Annotated in this window: 17 protein-coding genes; 7 read left to right on the top strand and 10 right to left on the bottom strand. The window is 72.3% G+C overall.

The features are described 5' to 3' along the window. Positions 1–8: 8 nt before the first annotated feature. The 3 genes from VFZ70_18290 to VFZ70_18280 are packed head-to-tail and all read right to left on the bottom strand — an operon-like array spanning position 9 to position 1831. Complete coding sequence (locus tag VFZ70_18290) at positions 9–242, bottom strand: biotin/lipoyl-binding carrier protein (GenBank protein HEX6257765.1); 234 nt, start codon at positions 240–242, stop codon at positions 9–11. Then, complete coding sequence (locus VFZ70_18285; GenBank protein HEX6257764.1) at positions 239–1054, bottom strand: aminotransferase class IV; 816 nt, start codon at positions 1052–1054, stop codon at positions 239–241. Before VFZ70_18285 ends, VFZ70_18290 begins: the two co-directional genes overlap by 4 nt. 42 nt (positions 1055–1096) lie before the next feature. Next, complete coding sequence (locus tag VFZ70_18280) at positions 1097–1831, bottom strand: pyridoxamine 5'-phosphate oxidase family protein (protein ID HEX6257763.1); 735 nt, start codon at positions 1829–1831, stop codon at positions 1097–1099. On the opposite strand from VFZ70_18280, the gene VFZ70_18275 reads away from it, so the two are divergent. The 7 genes from VFZ70_18275 to pfkA all read left to right on the top strand — a co-directional run bounded on the left by VFZ70_18275 (position 1791) and on the right by pfkA (position 8236). Next, the gene (locus VFZ70_18275) at positions 1791–2027 is read left to right on the top strand and encodes a hypothetical protein (protein ID HEX6257762.1); all 237 of its coding nucleotides are present in this window, start codon (positions 1791–1793) and stop codon (positions 2025–2027) included. The genes VFZ70_18280 and VFZ70_18275 overlap by 41 nt on opposite strands. Before the next feature lie 101 nt (positions 2028–2128). Continuing rightward, positions 2129–2440 carry an antibiotic biosynthesis monooxygenase gene (locus VFZ70_18270; protein HEX6257761.1) on the top strand — a complete coding sequence of 104 codons (312 nt, stop codon included), beginning with the start codon at positions 2129–2131 and terminating at the stop codon, positions 2438–2440. 10 nt (positions 2441–2450) lie between these two features. Continuing rightward, positions 2451–3245, top strand: a complete 795-nt coding sequence (locus VFZ70_18265; GenBank protein ID HEX6257760.1) for a 50S ribosomal protein L11 methyltransferase — start codon at positions 2451–2453, stop codon at positions 3243–3245. Continuing rightward, positions 3242–4489: a TRAM domain-containing protein gene (locus VFZ70_18260; protein ID HEX6257759.1), complete on the top strand. Its 1248-nt coding sequence runs from the start codon at positions 3242–3244 to the stop codon at positions 4487–4489. Before VFZ70_18265 ends, VFZ70_18260 begins: the two co-directional genes overlap by 4 nt. A gap of 41 nt (positions 4490–4530) precedes the next feature. Beyond that, positions 4531–5976: a D-alanyl-D-alanine carboxypeptidase/D-alanyl-D-alanine-endopeptidase gene (gene dacB, locus VFZ70_18255; protein HEX6257758.1), complete on the top strand. Its 1446-nt coding sequence runs from the start codon at positions 4531–4533 to the stop codon at positions 5974–5976. Between the two features lie 247 nt (positions 5977–6223). Further along, positions 6224–7105, top strand: coding sequence for a helix-turn-helix domain-containing protein (locus VFZ70_18250; GenBank protein ID HEX6257757.1), 882 nt, complete (start codon positions 6224–6226; stop codon positions 7103–7105). A gap of 159 nt (positions 7106–7264) precedes the next feature. Further along, positions 7265–8236, top strand: coding sequence for a 6-phosphofructokinase (gene pfkA / locus VFZ70_18245; protein ID HEX6257756.1), 972 nt, complete (start codon positions 7265–7267; stop codon positions 8234–8236). Between the two features lie 126 nt (positions 8237–8362). Here pfkA and VFZ70_18240 read toward each other — a convergent pair whose 3' ends face one another. The 7 genes from VFZ70_18240 to VFZ70_18210 form a co-directional block, all read right to left on the bottom strand. Continuing rightward, on the bottom strand, positions 8363–8629 hold the full coding sequence (locus VFZ70_18240) for a hypothetical protein (GenBank protein ID HEX6257755.1): 267 nt from the start codon (positions 8627–8629) through the stop codon (positions 8363–8365). Positions 8630–8665: 36 nt separating this feature from the next. Beyond that, positions 8666–8983, bottom strand: a complete 318-nt coding sequence (locus tag VFZ70_18235) for a hypothetical protein (protein HEX6257754.1) — start codon at positions 8981–8983, stop codon at positions 8666–8668. 83 nt (positions 8984–9066) lie between these two features. Next, a complete protein-coding gene (locus VFZ70_18230; GenBank protein HEX6257753.1) occupies positions 9067–9999 on the bottom strand; it encodes an LLM class flavin-dependent oxidoreductase in 933 nt (310 codons plus the stop codon). A gap of 151 nt (positions 10000–10150) precedes the next feature. After that, positions 10151–10693, bottom strand: a complete 543-nt coding sequence (locus VFZ70_18225; protein HEX6257752.1) for a hypothetical protein — start codon at positions 10691–10693, stop codon at positions 10151–10153. Positions 10694–10830: 137 nt separating this feature from the next. After that, complete coding sequence (locus tag VFZ70_18220; protein HEX6257751.1) at positions 10831–13293, bottom strand: FAD-dependent oxidoreductase; 2463 nt, start codon at positions 13291–13293, stop codon at positions 10831–10833. An 8-nt stretch (positions 13294–13301) separates the two neighbouring features. After that, positions 13302–14888, bottom strand: a complete 1587-nt coding sequence (locus VFZ70_18215) for a trimethylamine methyltransferase family protein (protein HEX6257750.1) — start codon at positions 14886–14888, stop codon at positions 13302–13304. Further along, positions 14885–15625 (bottom strand): IclR family transcriptional regulator, encoded by a 741-nt coding sequence (locus VFZ70_18210; protein ID HEX6257749.1) that lies wholly within the window; start codon positions 15623–15625, stop codon positions 14885–14887. The genes VFZ70_18215 and VFZ70_18210 overlap by 4 nt, the downstream gene beginning before the upstream one ends. Between the last annotated feature and the right edge of the window lie 42 nt (positions 15626–15667).

Raw genomic sequence — 15667 nt, 5'->3', positions numbered from 1 at the left:
TCGAGGACCTACCTCGCGACATCTGACGGGTCGATCGACACGAGCAGGTCTCCCTCGAGCACGGTGTCACCGACCTGTACGCCGACCTTCGCGATGCGTCCGGCGACCACCGCCAGCACGGGAATCTCCATCTTCATCGACTCGAGCACGACCAGCGGCTGCTCGACGGTGACCTGCTCACCCTCGGCGACGGCGATCCGCACGACGCTGGCGGCGATGTCCGCGGTGACGTGGCGCGTCACGGGCCGTCCCCACGGCCACGGCGCCAGTGGTCGAGCGCCGCGGCGAGGCGGTTCGTGACGGGCGTCGCGGTCGGCAGCTCGCAGCGGTCGATGCTCGCGAGCGGATGTACGGGGCGCACCGACGAACAGGTGAGCACCTCGTCGGCCGACAGGACCGCGTCACGCTCGTAGTCGCCCGTGTGGCAGACGGTCCCGTCGGCCACCGCGAGCTCGACGATGCTGCGCCTGCTGATCGAGTCGACGAGCCCCAGGTCGAGCGCGGGCGCGTACAGTTCGCCGTCACGGATCCACAGCACCGTGAACGTGGGGCCCTCCAGCACCAGGTGCTCGAGCGAGATCAGCAGGGCGTCGTCCCCACCGGCCGCCTGCGCCGCTCGTGACGCGGCCATGTTGGGACCGTACGACATCGTCTTCGCCGACGCGGGCCCGTAGCTGCCGAGCGGTCGGATCCACGGTGCCGGCTGACTGACCAGACGTCGCAGCGTGGCCCGCGCCGGCGGCTCGGTGACCGTCACGATGCGTGTGCCGGTCGCGGTCACGAACAGGCGTAGCGCGCCGTCGCCCCGCTGCCCGTCGAGCACGCGTGCGATGTCGTCACGTAGCACCGCGGACGGTGCGGGGGAAAGACCGATCGAGCGCAATGACCGGTCCAGCCGTTCGAGGTGGTCGTCGAGGCGGAACGGTGCCCCGTCCCAGATGCCGACCGTCTCGAACGCGCCGTCACCGCGCGCGACGCCGGCGTCAGTGATCGCCAGCGATGCCCGCTCGAGCGGCGATGAGGCGCCATCGACCAGCGCGATCTGCGTGACCATCGGTCGCGTTAGCTTAGACCAGCGCGGTCCAGGACCGACGCCTCAGTCCGGGAGTCTGATCCCGCTCGCACTCGTCGGTGGGGTGACGGGACCCGCATCCGAGGAGAACCCCTCCCACCAGACCGCGCGGCGCGGGTGGAACGTCAGGCTGGGATCCACATGGCCCCGTAGCAGCACGCCCACCTTGCTCGACGGCCGCGCGTCGTCGTGCGCGTCGATGACCACGCAGGCCGGCGTCGGTGCCTCGGGGACCGCGCTGGCGCCGACGTCGAGTGCGAAGCCGGCGTTCCACACGGCGGGCTGCACCGACAACGCGTCGCCGCGCTGGAGCGCCAGAGTCACCAGCCGTGCCCCCGTGACGGCGCGCCGCACCGCCGCGGGCAGTTCGGAGGGCAGCAGCGGCCCGACACCGCTGCGGCGCTGTGGCGCCAGCCGGCTGCGCGCACGGTCGACGCGGACCCGGATGAGCACCCGGCTGTGCGGACGCCACCGTCCCGGCAGCTGGGACAGGTCGCGCACGTAACCCGTCAGCGCTGTCCGGTGGGTCACGGCCATGGCCGCGAGGGCCGCGGAGATGGTCGGTGCGTGCAGCGCGAGCCCGAGCGGATCGGACAGGTCGTGGACGCGTGCGGTGCCGTCCACCGCGACGCCAGGATCCGACGGGTCGTCGGGTTCGATCCACAGCGCACATCGCGGGTCACGGCGCAGCGCCGCCACCTTGGCCGCGTGGCGGGACGTGGTCATCCACAACCCACCGCCGTCGGACCAGCAGGCCATCGGCGTCATCGCCGGCCCGTCACTGACCCGGTACGCGATCAGGCAGCGGGTGGCCCGGGCGAGCAGGGTGTGGGAGGCAGCCATCCCGGGGTACGTGCCCAGCGCACCGACCACCCATGCACCCGACGACGCCGGGCTGGACACCGGCGCGGGCTACGGTGGCCGCCGGGCAGTGACCGCGGTGGCCGCTGTGTGACGGATGCCGACGTCGCCCGATCACCGCCGACACCGTGCGCCCCGGTGCCCGCGACGTGGCACGATCGTCGGTGTCCCCCCACGAGCTGCAGGAGCGCTGCCATGGCCTTCGTCGCGATCAACGTCCTCACCGTCCCAGCCGAGCGCCGGGACGTGTTGGAGCAGCGGTTCGCGAGCCGCGCCGGTGAGGTCGACCGCACGCCCGGCTTCCAGGCGTTCGAGCTGCTGCGTCCGGTCGACGGCGAGGACCGCTATCTGGTCTACACGCGCTGGGACTCCAGAGAGGCGTTCACCGCATGGACCGAGTCGCAGGCGTTCGGGCGGGGGCACGCACGGCAGCAGGCCGACGGACCAGCGGCGACCGGCGCCGAGCTGTGGACGTTCGAGGTCGCCGAGCGCAGCGAGCGGGCGTAGCGGGCCGCCGGTGGGCGTAGCGCGTGACGGCGTGGGGCACTGGGTGCTCCACCTCGACGGTGACCTCGACGAGGTGGACCGCCACTGGGCGGCGCTGACGGCGGCCGGCATGATCGGCACGGCGGAGGTCGACGGACGCGCCGGCGTCTACTTCCCCCACCGGCTCGACGACCTCGCTGTGCCCGGGACGTGGGAGCACATACCCGACCGCGACTGGCACGAACAGTGGCGTGACGGCCTCACGCCGGTGCGTGCGGGGCGCTGGACCGTGACGCCTTCGTGGCTGGCGACTGGGACGGCGGACGAGTTGGTGCTCGACCCCGGACAGGCGTTCGGCACCGGCCATCACGAGACGACGCAGGCGTGCCTCGATGCGCTCGCCACGATCGCGTTGGACGGTCGCACAGTGCTCGACGTCGGCACCGGCAGCGGCGTGCTGGCGATCGCCGCCGCCGACGCCGGCGCGACGGTCACAGCGGTCGACACCGATCCGTTGGCGGTGGCTGCCGCGTCCGCCAACGCCGTCCGCAACGGTGCGGAGGTGACGGTGGCACACGGCAGCATCGACGCCGTCCGCGGCCGCACGTTCGACGTGGTGGTGGCCAACCTCGACACCGCCACCCTCGTCGCGTCGGCCGCTGACCTCGCGCGGGCCGTCGCAGCCGGGGGGACGTTGCTGGCCAGCGGCGTCGGCAACGAGCGCAGCGACCAGGTGGGCGCCGCCCTGACCCGTGTCGGCATGGACGTGACCGTGGCACCCGGGGCCGAGTGGACGCTGGTCAGAGCGCGGCGGCGGCCCGCATGACCGCTGGGGCGGATCGGACCGGGCCGGTCGAGATGACGCTCGACGGGTTCGCCCACGGGGGCCGCGCCGTCGGGCGACTGCCCGATGGACGCGCCTGCTTCGTGGCCTACGGCATCCCGGGAGAGCGGGTGATGGTGGAGGTCACCGACGTACGCCGCCGCTGGGCGCGCGGGACCGTCGTGGAGGTGCTGGACGCGTCACCCGACCGCGTGGCACCTCCGTGCCCGCTGTTCGGCCCGGGGCGCTGTGGGGGCTGCACCATGCAGCACATCGCGGTCGACCGCCAGGCCGCGCTGCTTGGCGAGGTGATCTCCGATCAGGTGCAGCGCATCGCGCGGCTCGAGGTCCCGGGTGGCGTGGTCGACGTGCTGACGCCCCACACCGGGGATGGTCTGGGCTACCGCAACCGCGCGCGCTTCACCGTCACCGACGATGGTCGCCTGGCGTTCCGCCGGGCACGCAGCCACGACCCGATCGTGGTCGAGGATTGTCCGCTGCTGACCGCGCGGGCGCGCGAGTTGCAGGCCGTGATGACGCAGGGATGGCGCGACGTCACCGAGGTGCAGCTGCAGGTCGGTTCGGACGGATCCGGCACCCTGGCCGTCACCGCGACCGGCCGCGACCCTGTCGTGCCGTCGACGCTGCCGGTGCACGTGGCGCGCCGCGGCCGCCGCCGGCGGGTGTCGCGTGACGCGCGCGTGCGTCACGCGGTCGGCGGCCGCACGTTCGTTGCGGGTGCCACCAGCTTCTTCCAGGCCAGCGTCGCCGCGGCTGAGGTGCTCGTCGACCGGGTCGTGCGCATCGCGGACGTCTCGCACGGGGATCGGGTGATCGACTGCTACGCGGGTGTCGGGCTGTTCTCGGTGGCCCTGGCCGCACGGGGCGCGCGGGTGACGGCCATCGAGAGCGACGCCGAGGCCTGCGCCGACGCGCGCCGCAACACACAGGGCATGCCGGTCGACGTCGTGTGCGCGCGCGTGGGTGACGTCCCGGTGACGCCGACCGGTGTCGCGGCCGTGGTGCTCGACCCACCACGGACCGGCGCAGGTGCCGACGCCATCGCGTGGATCGTCGACCGGTCGCCGGCACGCATCGCGTACGTGTCATGTGATCCGGCCACGTTCGCACGCGACGCGCGGCAGCTCGACGCCTCGGGCTACCGCCTGACGAGCCTCGTCGGCGTCGACCAGTTCACCCACACCGGCCACGTCGAGCTCGTCGGCGGCTTCACCCGGTCCGCATGAGGGTGCGTCGCTCCGCCATCGCACGGACGCTCGCGGGTGTCATGACCGCGGTGGTCCTCGCCACGGCCGGGGCACCGTCGGCCGGAGCCGCCGACGACGTGGAACCGCTGGATCTGCCTCCCCCTCCGCCGGCGCGTGTGGCGCCGTCTCCACCCGAGCAGCCGACGCCGACCGGTCTGGTCACCTTGCTCGACCGGTTGCACGGCTTCGGTCAGACGTCACCGGATGGCACGACCGGCGTGGCGGTCATCGACGCCACCGGCCGGTCGTTGAACTCGGTGCGCGCGCAGCGACCACTGCTGCCGGCGTCGACGATGAAGCTGCTCACGGCCGCGGCCGCCCTGCGCATACTCGGTCCCGACCACCGCTTCGTCACACGGGTGTACGCGACGGGCCCGATCGACGATGCGGGCACCCTCGACGGTGATCTGGTCCTGGTCGGCGGTGGTGACCCGGTACTCGCGACGCCGGCGTTCCGGCGCCGGGTCGACATGGCACGCCCGGCAACGTCGTTGCAGCGCCTGGCCCGCCGTGTCGCCGACGCGAGGGTGACGCGCGTGCGTGGACGGATCGTGGGTGACGGATCGATCCTCGCACGGCAGCCGCTGGCCACCGGTTGGCTGCCGGCCTACCTGACGAGTCGCGATGCGACCCGCAGCTCTGGCCTGACAGTCGACGCCGGCCTGCGGCTGTTCCGCCGCTCCGGCCAGCTCAACGGCGCCGCGGCCGCCGACCCGACGGCACGCGCCGCCGCCGAACTGCGCCGGCTGCTCGACGGGACGGACGTCGTGATCACCGGCACCCACCGGACGGGCCTCCTCCCCGACGACGCCACGGAGGTGGCGCGGGTCGCGAGTCCACCACTGACCGTGCTGCTGGCGCACATGCTGCGCGAGAGCGACAACCACCTCGCCGACGGCGTGTTCCGCATGCTCGGCGCCGCCACCGGCGACCCGACCTGGCGTGGCGGCGAGCGGGCCGTCCGCGCTGCGCTCGCCGACGTCGACGCCACGTGGCGCGGCACCCGCCTGGCCGACGGGTCCGGGCTGTCACGCGCCAATCGCCTGACCGCCGACGTGCTCGTCGAACTGCTGCGGACGATGGCGAACGGTCCTCAACGCGAGCCGTGGCTCCGCCTGCTCCCGGTCACGGGACGCTCGGGAACCGTCGCGTCACGACTGAGCGGCACGCAGGCCGTCGGCCGTGTGCGCGCCAAGACGGGCACGCTGCGCGACGTCCGCGCGCTGGCCGGCACGGTCCCCGGCACCGGCGGCGTCGATCACCACCTCGCCGTCCTCGCCAACGGGTTGCACAGCTACACGGGCGTGCTCGCAGCGCGGCGGTTGGCCGATGTCCTCGCCCTGGCGTTGGTGACGGCGCAGGACGGCTGCCGCGGTTCCATCGCCCCGCCCCATGACGAGCGCCCGCGCAGGTCTCCGGAACGGCGGATCTGCGGCGCTCCACGGCCATCGGCGCCGCCGGCGTAGTGGTCAGCTCGAGCCCGGGTCGCGTCCGCAGTCCGGACACGAATGAGCCGCAGATGATGCGGCGGAGGGGTCGTTCGTTGGCACCATCTGCGGCTGGCCCGCTCACGCGGACTCGCCCAAGTATGTACCCCATCGCCACTGTTATCAATCATTAGTTCCTCCCACGGTACAGTTGTCTGTAGACCGCTTTACGGCTGCCGTCGTGGGCGGTTGAATAGGTCCAACGGCAGAGGAGCCCAGCCGGTAGATGGCGCAACAGCCGCAGGACATGGCTCACCGCGCGGAAGGGCCGTCGGTCGGTCCGGGCGGCGGGCGACTCCTGACGCTCCATGAGGCGGCGGAGCACCTCAACGTGCACTACATGACGGCGTACCGGTGGGTGCGGCGCGGCGAGCTTCCGGCCTTCAAGACCGGCGGTCGCCTGCGCGTCCGCGCCAGCGACGTCGACCGGTTCCTCGCCGCTCGGCGGGTCGACGTGGCGGTCGACACCGATGCCGCCACCGACACCGACTGGGACCGGCACGTCGATCGGCTGACCCAGACGCTGCTGGGTGGGGACGCGACCTCGGCCCGCAACGAGGTGCGCAGCGTCATCTCCGACGGCGCGACGGCCGGCAACGCGTACGTCCGCCTGATCACGCCGTCGCTGCACCGCGTCGGCCACGCGTGGGAGCGGGGCGACATCAACGTCGCCGTCGAGCACCGCGCGCACCAGATCTGCGTCGCAATCGTCAGCCAGCTCGGCGACATGTTCCGCCGGCACGGTCCGGCCCGCGGCATTGCGATCACCGTGACCCCGCCGGGCGAGCAGCACGACCTCGCGTCAGCCATGGTGTCGGACTTCCTGCGGGCCGCCGGGTACATGGTGCACCACCTCGGCGGCGACGTGCCGATCACCGACCTGCAGATGTTCATCAACGTCGTGCCCGCCGACCTCGTCTGCTTCTCGGTCACCCAGGCGATGGTCGCCGAGGACTACGTCGCGCTTGTCACCGCGTGCCGCGAGGTCGAGCCCGGAACCGACGTCGTCTTCGGTGGTCAGGGCGTCGACAGTGACGCGGTGGCCAACGCCGGCGCGATCGCGATCACCGACCTGGCGGACCTGATGGATCACGTGTCCGTCGGTTGAGGGACGCCCTCCCTCGACAGCACGCCGCCGGTGACGCCGGATCGACCGTGGGCGTCCGGCACGTTTCGCGGTCGGCGGACGACGCAACCATGTCGGTGACGGGCGCCCCACGCACGTGCGGTCACCGGCGACGACCTCGACGAGGACGGACGGTGTGTAGTGCAACGAATCGCAGTCCTGACCAGCGGTGGCGACTCGCCGGGCATGAACGCCGCCATCCGTTCGGTCGTGCGCTCCGCCGACGCGCGCGACGTCGACGTCTACGGGGTGCACCGCGGGTACGAGGGACTGATCGACGGTCGGATGTCGTACCTCAGCCCGCGTAGCGTCTCGGGGATCCTGCACCAGGGCGGCACGATGCTCGGCTCCGCACGGTCGGAACGCTTCGAGACCTTCGACGGACGCCGGCAGGCCATCAGCCAGCTCGAACGTCACGAGATCGAAGGACTGGTCGTGATCGGTGGCGACGGTTCGTTCCGCGGCGCCGACGCACTGTCGCGCGAGAGCGACGTGGCCGTCGTGGGCGTACCCGGCACGATCGACAACGACCTGTCCGGATGCGACTACACGCTCGGGTTCGACACCGCGGTCAACACCGCGCTCGAGGCGATCGACCGCATCCGCGACACCGCCGCCAGCCACCAGCGGGCCTTCTTCATCGAGGTGATGGGCCGAGCCAGCGGATGGATCGCGTTGTGCTCGGCGATCGCCGGTGGCGCCACCGAGGTGCTGGTCCCCGAGCGACCGACAGATGTCGAGGTTCTCCAGGAACGCATCCACAAGGCCTTCGAGATCGGCAAGCGCTACTGCCTCGTGGTCGTCGCCGAGGGAAACGACGCGGGCGGCGCCTTCGAGGTCGCCCGTCAGTGTGGCGAGAAGCTGTCGAGCCTCAGCCACCGCGTCACGACACTGGGCCACGTTCAGCGTGGCGGTCCACCATCGATGCGCGACCGCATCCTCGCCGCGCGCCTCGGCGACGCGGCCGTCACCGCGCTGCTCGACGGCGATGATCGGGTCATGGTCGGGGAGATCCACCAGAGCGTCGTGCGGACCGATCTGGAGGAGGCGTGGAGCACGGTGCACAGCACGCCTCCGGAACTGCTCGACCTGATGGACCGCCTCGCGCGCTAGGCGGGCATCGGGTCCGCACCGACCCCCACCTCAGCGCCTGCGTGACGCCCCCAGCTCGGGCTTGCCGCAGATGTCTGAGAGCTTCGGGGCGGAGCGAGGTCGTCCGTTCCGCGCTGGAACGTGGCGTCAGCTCGACAGCGCGTCGAGCCGCTGCTCCAGGTCCTCGCGGGACAGCGCACCGAGCACCCGCTCCCCCTCGCCGGTCTCCGCGTCGAGGAACACCCACGCGGGCTGGGCCACCACGCCGAACCGCTGCCAGATCTCGCCCTCGACGTCGGCCACGTTGACCATGTCCTCGAGCCCGTGGCGGGCCACGAACTCCTGCATGGCCGGCACCTGGTCACGGCTGGCGACGCCGATGATGTCGATCTTGCCGTCGTACTGCTGCACCACCTGTGCAACCTCGGGAGCCTCCCGATTGCACGTCGTTCACCAGGGGGCCCAGAACCACAGCGCAAGGCTCTCGCCCGCGTACACCGACCCGTCGAGGTTCTCACCGGCGACGGTCGTGACGGTCCCGAACGGCGCTCGGGCCTCGGCCGTGTCGGACCCCTGGCCGGAATCGGACTCCTCGCCGCGATCGGATTCCTCCTGAGCCGCCGCCGGCGTCGACACCTCATCACCGGCCGGGGCGGAGGGGGCGTCGTCGGTGTCACCCACATCGACGGCCGCGGTGTCCGATGTGGCGGATCCCCCGCAGCCCACGAGGACGAAACCGACGACCGTGAGCAGCAGCAGTCGTCGCACGGTCGGAAGGATACCGGCGCGGTCATCGAGCGTTCCGGACTGATCGCAACGCATGTGACAGTGTGACGGTCGCCGGGGCCGTGTCAGGTCTCCCAGGCGCGGCCCGCCACGACCGCACCGATCTCGTCGAGAGGATCGTCGCCGCTCACCGGCACGATCACCGGAACCGCGCCTGCGGAACGGTACGCGGCGCAGCGGGCAGCGAGGCCGTCGGGATCGACGTAGAAGGCGTCGACCATCCCGTCGGGCAGCGTGGCGGGCGCCTCGCGCAACCGGCCCTCGGTGTGGAGCGCGAGCACGCGGTCGACCGCGTCGCCGTAGCCCTGCCGGCGGTAGTGACGGGCGTACGGCGGCGCCATGATGTACGACGTCAGATCGCGCCGGGCCCTGGCGGGACCGTCCGCGGTCGTCGTGACCCAGACGAACGCGAGGACCTCGGCACCGGGCAGCGCGGCCGGCACCAGGTCGGCCGGCACGTGGTTGACCACGACGCCGTCGGCCGCCTCGAACGCGAGCTCCGTCATTCTCGGACCGAGCGCCGCCAACAGCACCCTCGCCTGCGAAGCCGCCGGGACCGGCAGGCGGAAGGCACCGCGACGTCCTCCGTCGAGCATCGCGCGCAGTGTCACGAGCCGGCGCCTGGTCGTGTCGATGGTCGCGTCGTGTGGACGACCGTGCCAGTCGCGCAGGATCCGCGGCGACGACGTGCCGACCCCCAACAGGAACGGCGCGCCCGAGATCTGCGACACGGTCGTCGCGGCCATGGCCATCGTCGCCGACGTGCGCGAGCCCAGGGGCAGGATCGCGGTGCCGAGCCGGTGGCCGGGGCGGCGCGCCGCCAGCGCCGAGGCCAGTGCAGGAGCGTGGAAGCCGCAGACCTCCGTGAACAGCACGGGATCGAAGCCGGCGTCCACCACATGCTCCAGCAGTCCGAGCGCGGTGCCGGCGTCGAGACGCAACACCCCGGGCAGCGCGAAACCGACCGAGCCTGCGTCGAGGGTGGTCGTGGCTGTCATCCGCACCTCCGGGGACGAGTTGCGGGCCGATCAACCCTATCCGGCCGCCCGACCGGCCAGGCGCGCGTTGGCGTGTCCGCGTGCCCAGCCCCGAACAGCCACGCCGGAGGCGCGCAACCCGCGCGACCACCCCGTCCTGCTGGCGGCGTCGTCAGGTGGCGGTCAAGCGGGCGGCGATCAGACCGATGACACCGCCGAGCAGGATCAGCAGGCCGATGAACACGAACCGCGGGCGGCGCTGCTCGGCCTCGCCCACGGGGCCCTCGACGCGCACGCCCTTGCGGCGCGCCCACGGTTCGATCGCCGCGGTGACCGAGCCGCCGTCCGCGCGCCAGAACGGGTTGATGGGTATTGGTCGATCGTCGCGCACACGGAGGTACGGACTCCGGAGCCCGGACTTCGACGTCACACCGACCAGCGCCTCGATCCCCGACCACGGGACCTGCCGGGTCGCCAGGAACGTGAAGGCCACGCCGTCGCTGTCGACGACCAGGCGCGAGCGCCAGATCAGCACGACGACGAGCACCGGCCAGATGCCCAGCAGGATCATCCCCGGCCCGCCCTGTCCGGTGACGACCGCGGCGACCGGCGGCCACACCAGCAGCACCACCAGACCGATCGAACCGAAGAGCATCCACCGCGGCGGCCGCGCGATCACCGGGTCGGGCTCCGGCTTCCGCCTGCGACGTGCCATCGGCTGCACCTCCTGTCGGCCTGCGCGTGCCACCGCCGGCAATGTACCAACGGAGAGGTGCCACGATCGTGCCCGTGCCGAACACCCCGGTCGTGACGGACTTCACCCCCATGTGCCCGCGCTGCGGCGCCGCGGCGTCAGGCGCGCATGCGCGAGCCCGAGGGATCGAACAGGCAGGCGTCCCGGCGGATCGCCTGCCGGCGCACGCCGACGACCTCGATCGAGAAGCCGTCGTCGGCGTCGGCGAGGGCGGACGGCACGTAGCCCAGCGCGACGGACGCCTCAGACGGATGCGCGTAGCCGCCCGAGGTCACCCAGCCGACGACCTCCTCGTCGTGCCAGATCGGTTCGTCGCCGATGACGTCAGCGTCGTCGGCGTCGACGGCGAACGTGACCAGCCGCCGCTGCGGTCCCTCGTCCCGGATCCGCTTGGCGGCGTCGCGCCCGACGAACGGCCCCTTGTCCACCTTGACGAACACGCCGAGGCCGGCTTCGTACGGGTCGAAGATCGGCCGGAACTCCGTCGCCCAGGCACCGAACGACTTCTCCAGCCGCAACGCGTCGAGCGCCCGCAGACCGAACAGGCGCAGGCCATGGCGTTCACCGGCCCGCGTGAGGATGTCGTACAACCGCGGCTGGTAGGCCGGCTCGACCCAGAACTCGTAGCCGAGGTCGCCGGTGAACGTCAGGCGGCCGCACAGCACAGGCACGTCCTCGATGTGCAGGCGACGTATGTCGAACAACCGGAAGGCCGTGCCGGAGACGTCGGCGGTGGTCACGTCCGCGAGCAGGTCGCGTGCCGACGGGCCGGCGATCGACAGGCCGCACAGGTTGGGGCCCAGGGTCGTGTAGCGCACCGAACCGTCGCCGGGCAGGTGGGCGTCGAACCAGCGCTCGTAGTAGCGCTCGGCCGCACCGGTGCCGAACACCATGAACCGCTCGGTCGCCCCGTCCGCGGCGTCGGCGGGCGTGGCAGGCAGCGCCGCGACGGTCAGATCCCCGGCGAGCTTGCCGTGCGGGCCGAGCAGCGGCGCGAGTGCGACGCGACCCACGGCGGGCACACGGTTGGTCACGAGGCCGTCGAGGAACGTCCGCGCGCCGAACCCGGTGAACAGGAACTTGGCGAAGCCGGTGGTCTCGGTCAGCCCTACCCCGTCGCGCACGGCGCGGCTCTCCTCGGCGACGTGGTCCCACGCGTTCGACCGCCGCAGCGTGGGTGTCTCGTAGCGCTGCTCACCGTCGCGCTGGAACCACAACGCGTACTCCAGGCCGTACGCGGCGCCCCACACGGCGTTGGCGTCGTCGAGGCGACCGTGGATCGGCGACGTCAGCAGCGGCCGACCGGCGGGCAGTTCCTCGTTCGGGTACGCGATGCGGAAGCGCCGCCCGTAGTTCTCGCGGACCTTCGCGTTGGTGTAGGCCGGTGTGGCGAAGTCGCCGAACCGTGCGACGTCCATCCCCCACACGTCGAAGCCCGGATCGCCGTCGGCGATCCAGTTCGCCAGCGCCAGCCCGACCCCGCCACCCTGCGACAGGCCCGCCATCACCCCGCACGCGACCCAGTGGCCGCGCTGCCCGCGGACAGGACCGATCAGCGGGTTGCCGTCGGGCGCGAACGTGAACGGCCCGTTGATCACGGTCTTGATGCCGACCTCGTAGAAGATCGGGAAGTGTGAGAAGGCGGTCTCGAGGTTGTCGGCGATGCGGTCCAGGTCGGGCGCCAGCAGCTGGTGGCCGAAGTCCCACGGCGTGGTCTGCGGGGACCACGGCACGCCGTGCGGTTCGTACGTGCCGAGCAGGAGGCCCGTGCCCTCCTTGCGCATGTAGACCTCGCCGGCGAAGTCCATGGCATGCAGGCCGCTGGCGCGCCCGGTGCCGCGCCAGTCCTCCAGCTCGGGCACCGACTCGGTCAGCAGGTACATGTGCTCCATCGCGAGCACCGGTAGCTCGATGCCGCACATGCGGCCGACCTCACGCGCCCACAGGCCGCCCGCATTGACGAAGTGCTCGCAGGTGACGACGCCCGCTTGCCCGCAGTCGAGCTCCCACTCGCCGTCAGGCAGCCGTCGGATCGCCCCGACGCGGGTGTGCTGGGCGACCTCGGCACCGGCCAGCTGCGCGGCGCGGGCGTACGCCCACGTCACGCCCGAGGGGTCCACATGGCCTTCCATCGGGTCGTACAGCGCCCCGACGAAGTGGCGCTCGTCCATGAACGGCAGGATCCGCTTGGCCTCGCCGACGCTGATCACCTCGGTGTCCATGCCGAGGTACCGGCCGCGGGCATGGGCCATGCGCAGCCAGTCGAGGCGCTCCTCGGTGTCGGCGAGCATCAGCCCGCCTGTGAGGTGGATGCCGCAGTCGTGCCCGGAGATCCGCTCGATCTCCTCGTAGAGCCCGACCGTGTACTGCTGCAGCGCCGCGACGTTGGGATCGCCGTTGAGCGTGTGCATGCCACCGGCGGCGTGCCAGGTCGAGCCCGACGTCAGCTCGGAGCGCTCCAGCAGCAGCGCGTCGGTGATCCCCACCTTCGTCAGGTGGTACAGCACGCTCGCGCCGACCACACCGCCCCCGATGACCACGACCTGCGCGCTGGACCTCATGACGCCCCTCAGTAGTCGGTCGGTACGCCTCCCTCGGCGACCCGCCGCTCGACGAACGCGTCGAGCTCGGCGACGACGTCGGGGTCGAGCGTCGGCGGCACATGGCCGTCGAGCAGTGCGCGGACCCGCGCGCCGGCGTGGTCCTGCGCCGTCGGGCCACCGGCCTCCTCCCACGTCTCGTAGTTGCGCCAGTCGGAGATCGTCGGGCGGAAGAACGCGTCGCGGAAGCGCTCCTGGGTGTGCGGCGCCCCGAAGAAGTGCCCTCCGGGACCGACGCCGGCGATCGCGTCGACGGCCAGCGCGGCGTCGTCGACCTCGAGCGGTTCCATGAAGGCCGACACCATCGCCAGCAGGTCGGCGTCGAGCGCGAACTTCTCGAACGACGCGCGCAGGCCGCCCTCCATCCAGCCCGCGCCGTGCAGCACGATGTGTGCCCCGCCCATCACGGCGCCCCACAGCGAGAACACGGTCTCGTACCCGGCCTGCGCGTCGACCGCGTTCGCCGTGCACACGCCTGACGAACGGTAGGGCACACCGGTGCGTCTGGCGAGCTGGCCGCCGACGAGCGCCGCGCGCATGAACTCGGGCGTCCCGAACGCCGGGGCACCGGACTGCATGTCCACGTTGGAGGTGAACCCCCCGTAGACGACGGGTGCGCCCGGACGGACCAGCTGGGTGAAGGCGATGCCCGCCAGCGCCTCCGCGTGCTGCTGGACCAGTGCGCCCGCGACCGTGACCGGCGCCATCGCCCCGGCGAGCGTGAACGGGGTGATGATCACCACCTGGTTGCGCGCGGAGAACTCCATGACGCCCTCCAGCATCGGCGCGTCGTAGCGCAACGGCGAGCTCGCGTTGATCACCGTGTGGATCGACGGCTGGGCCTCCAGCGTCGCGTCGTCGACCTGGCGGACGATGCGGGCCATCTCCAGGCAGTCGCGGTTGCGCTGGGCGCCCAGGCTGTAGGCGTGCGGCACCTTGTCGGTGATCGTGAGCATCGCCCGCGTGGCATGCAGGTGCCGCACCGAGGGGTGCCAGTCGACGGGCTCCACCGGGTAGCCGCCGTGCAGGTGGACGGCGTTGACCGCCTGGGTCAGCCGCAGCAGGTCGACGTAGTCGCGCGCGTTGCCCTGCCGCCGCCCACCGGCGACATCACTGACGTAGGGCGCGCTGGCGACTGCCGTGAAGGCGACGGCGTCGCCGCCGACCTGCAGGTCGCGTGACGGCGCAGGCGCGTGGAGGGTGAACTGTTCGGGCGCGTGGCCGACGAGATCGGTGACGAGGCCGGCATCCAGGCGAACCCGCGCGCCGTCGACGTCGGCCCCCGCGTCCGCCCACTGCGCGCGCGCATCGGGGTGGAGGAAGTCCAGGCCCGTCTCGGCGAGGACACGCAGCGCCGCGCGGTGGATCGCCTCGAGCTCATCGTCGGACACACCGGCGACGGGTGCGAACGTGCGCCGTGGCTGCCCCCACGGCGGCTGCGGCGGTCCGGTCGGGCGCTGCCCGCGCTGGCGACGTCGTCCGGAACGCCGCTCTCGCCGCCGCGCGGTGGATGCGCCGACCGCGGTCGTGTCGGCGGTGTGCTCGTCGGTGTTCACTGGTCCCCACCCGGTCGCGGCGCGCCGGTCCAGGCGCGCGAGATGCGGTCCGCGACATCGCGGACGTGGTGCTCGACCCTGCGCCGGTCCGCCGCGGACGACAGCCGGTACGACGGCCCGTACACGTACACTGCGGCGATCGCCCGCCCCGACGCATCGAGGATCGGGCTGGCCACGCTCGACAGTTCGTCCACGTAGTCGCCGTCGCTCCAGGACACGCCGTGGGCCCGCGCCCCCCCGACGCCCGCCCGGACGCGATCGGGATCGGGCGCGCGCTGCGCGACCCGCTCGACCTCCGACTCGGGCCACGTCGACATGAGCGCGTAGCCCGAGCCCCCGCCCAGGATCGACCACCGCGTGCCGTACCAGTCCTCGGCCTGGACGGGCCGTGGCGCGTCGACCTGCGCGATCGTGACCGTCCTGTCACCGACGGGGATCGACAGGCCCACGGCCTCGTCCACCTCGGCGACCAGTTCGAGCATGTAGGGGTGCGCGACGTCCCGAAGCACCGGTTCGATGTCGCCCGTCGTCACCAGGGCCGCGATGGACGGGCCGATGCGGTAGACCCCGTCCGCGTCGCGCGACAACGCGTCGAGGTCGCTGAGCGTCCCGAGCAGGCGGGCGGCGGTGCTGGTCGGCAGATCGGCGGCCTCGGCCAGGTCGACGAGCCCACGCGGGCGCTGGGCCACCTGTTCGAGGAGGGCCATCGATCTGACGACGCTCTGGACGGCTGCCATCTGACCGCGTAGATTACCGCTCAACGGCAAGAAGTCCAACGG

It is taken from the genome of Euzebyales bacterium, from assembly GCA_036374135.1.
Classification (GTDB): Bacteria; Actinomycetota; Nitriliruptoria; order Euzebyales; family JAHELV01; genus JAHELV01.
Note: the sequence above shows the minus strand (reverse complement) of the source record. Positions and strands in the feature narration are given on the sequence as shown.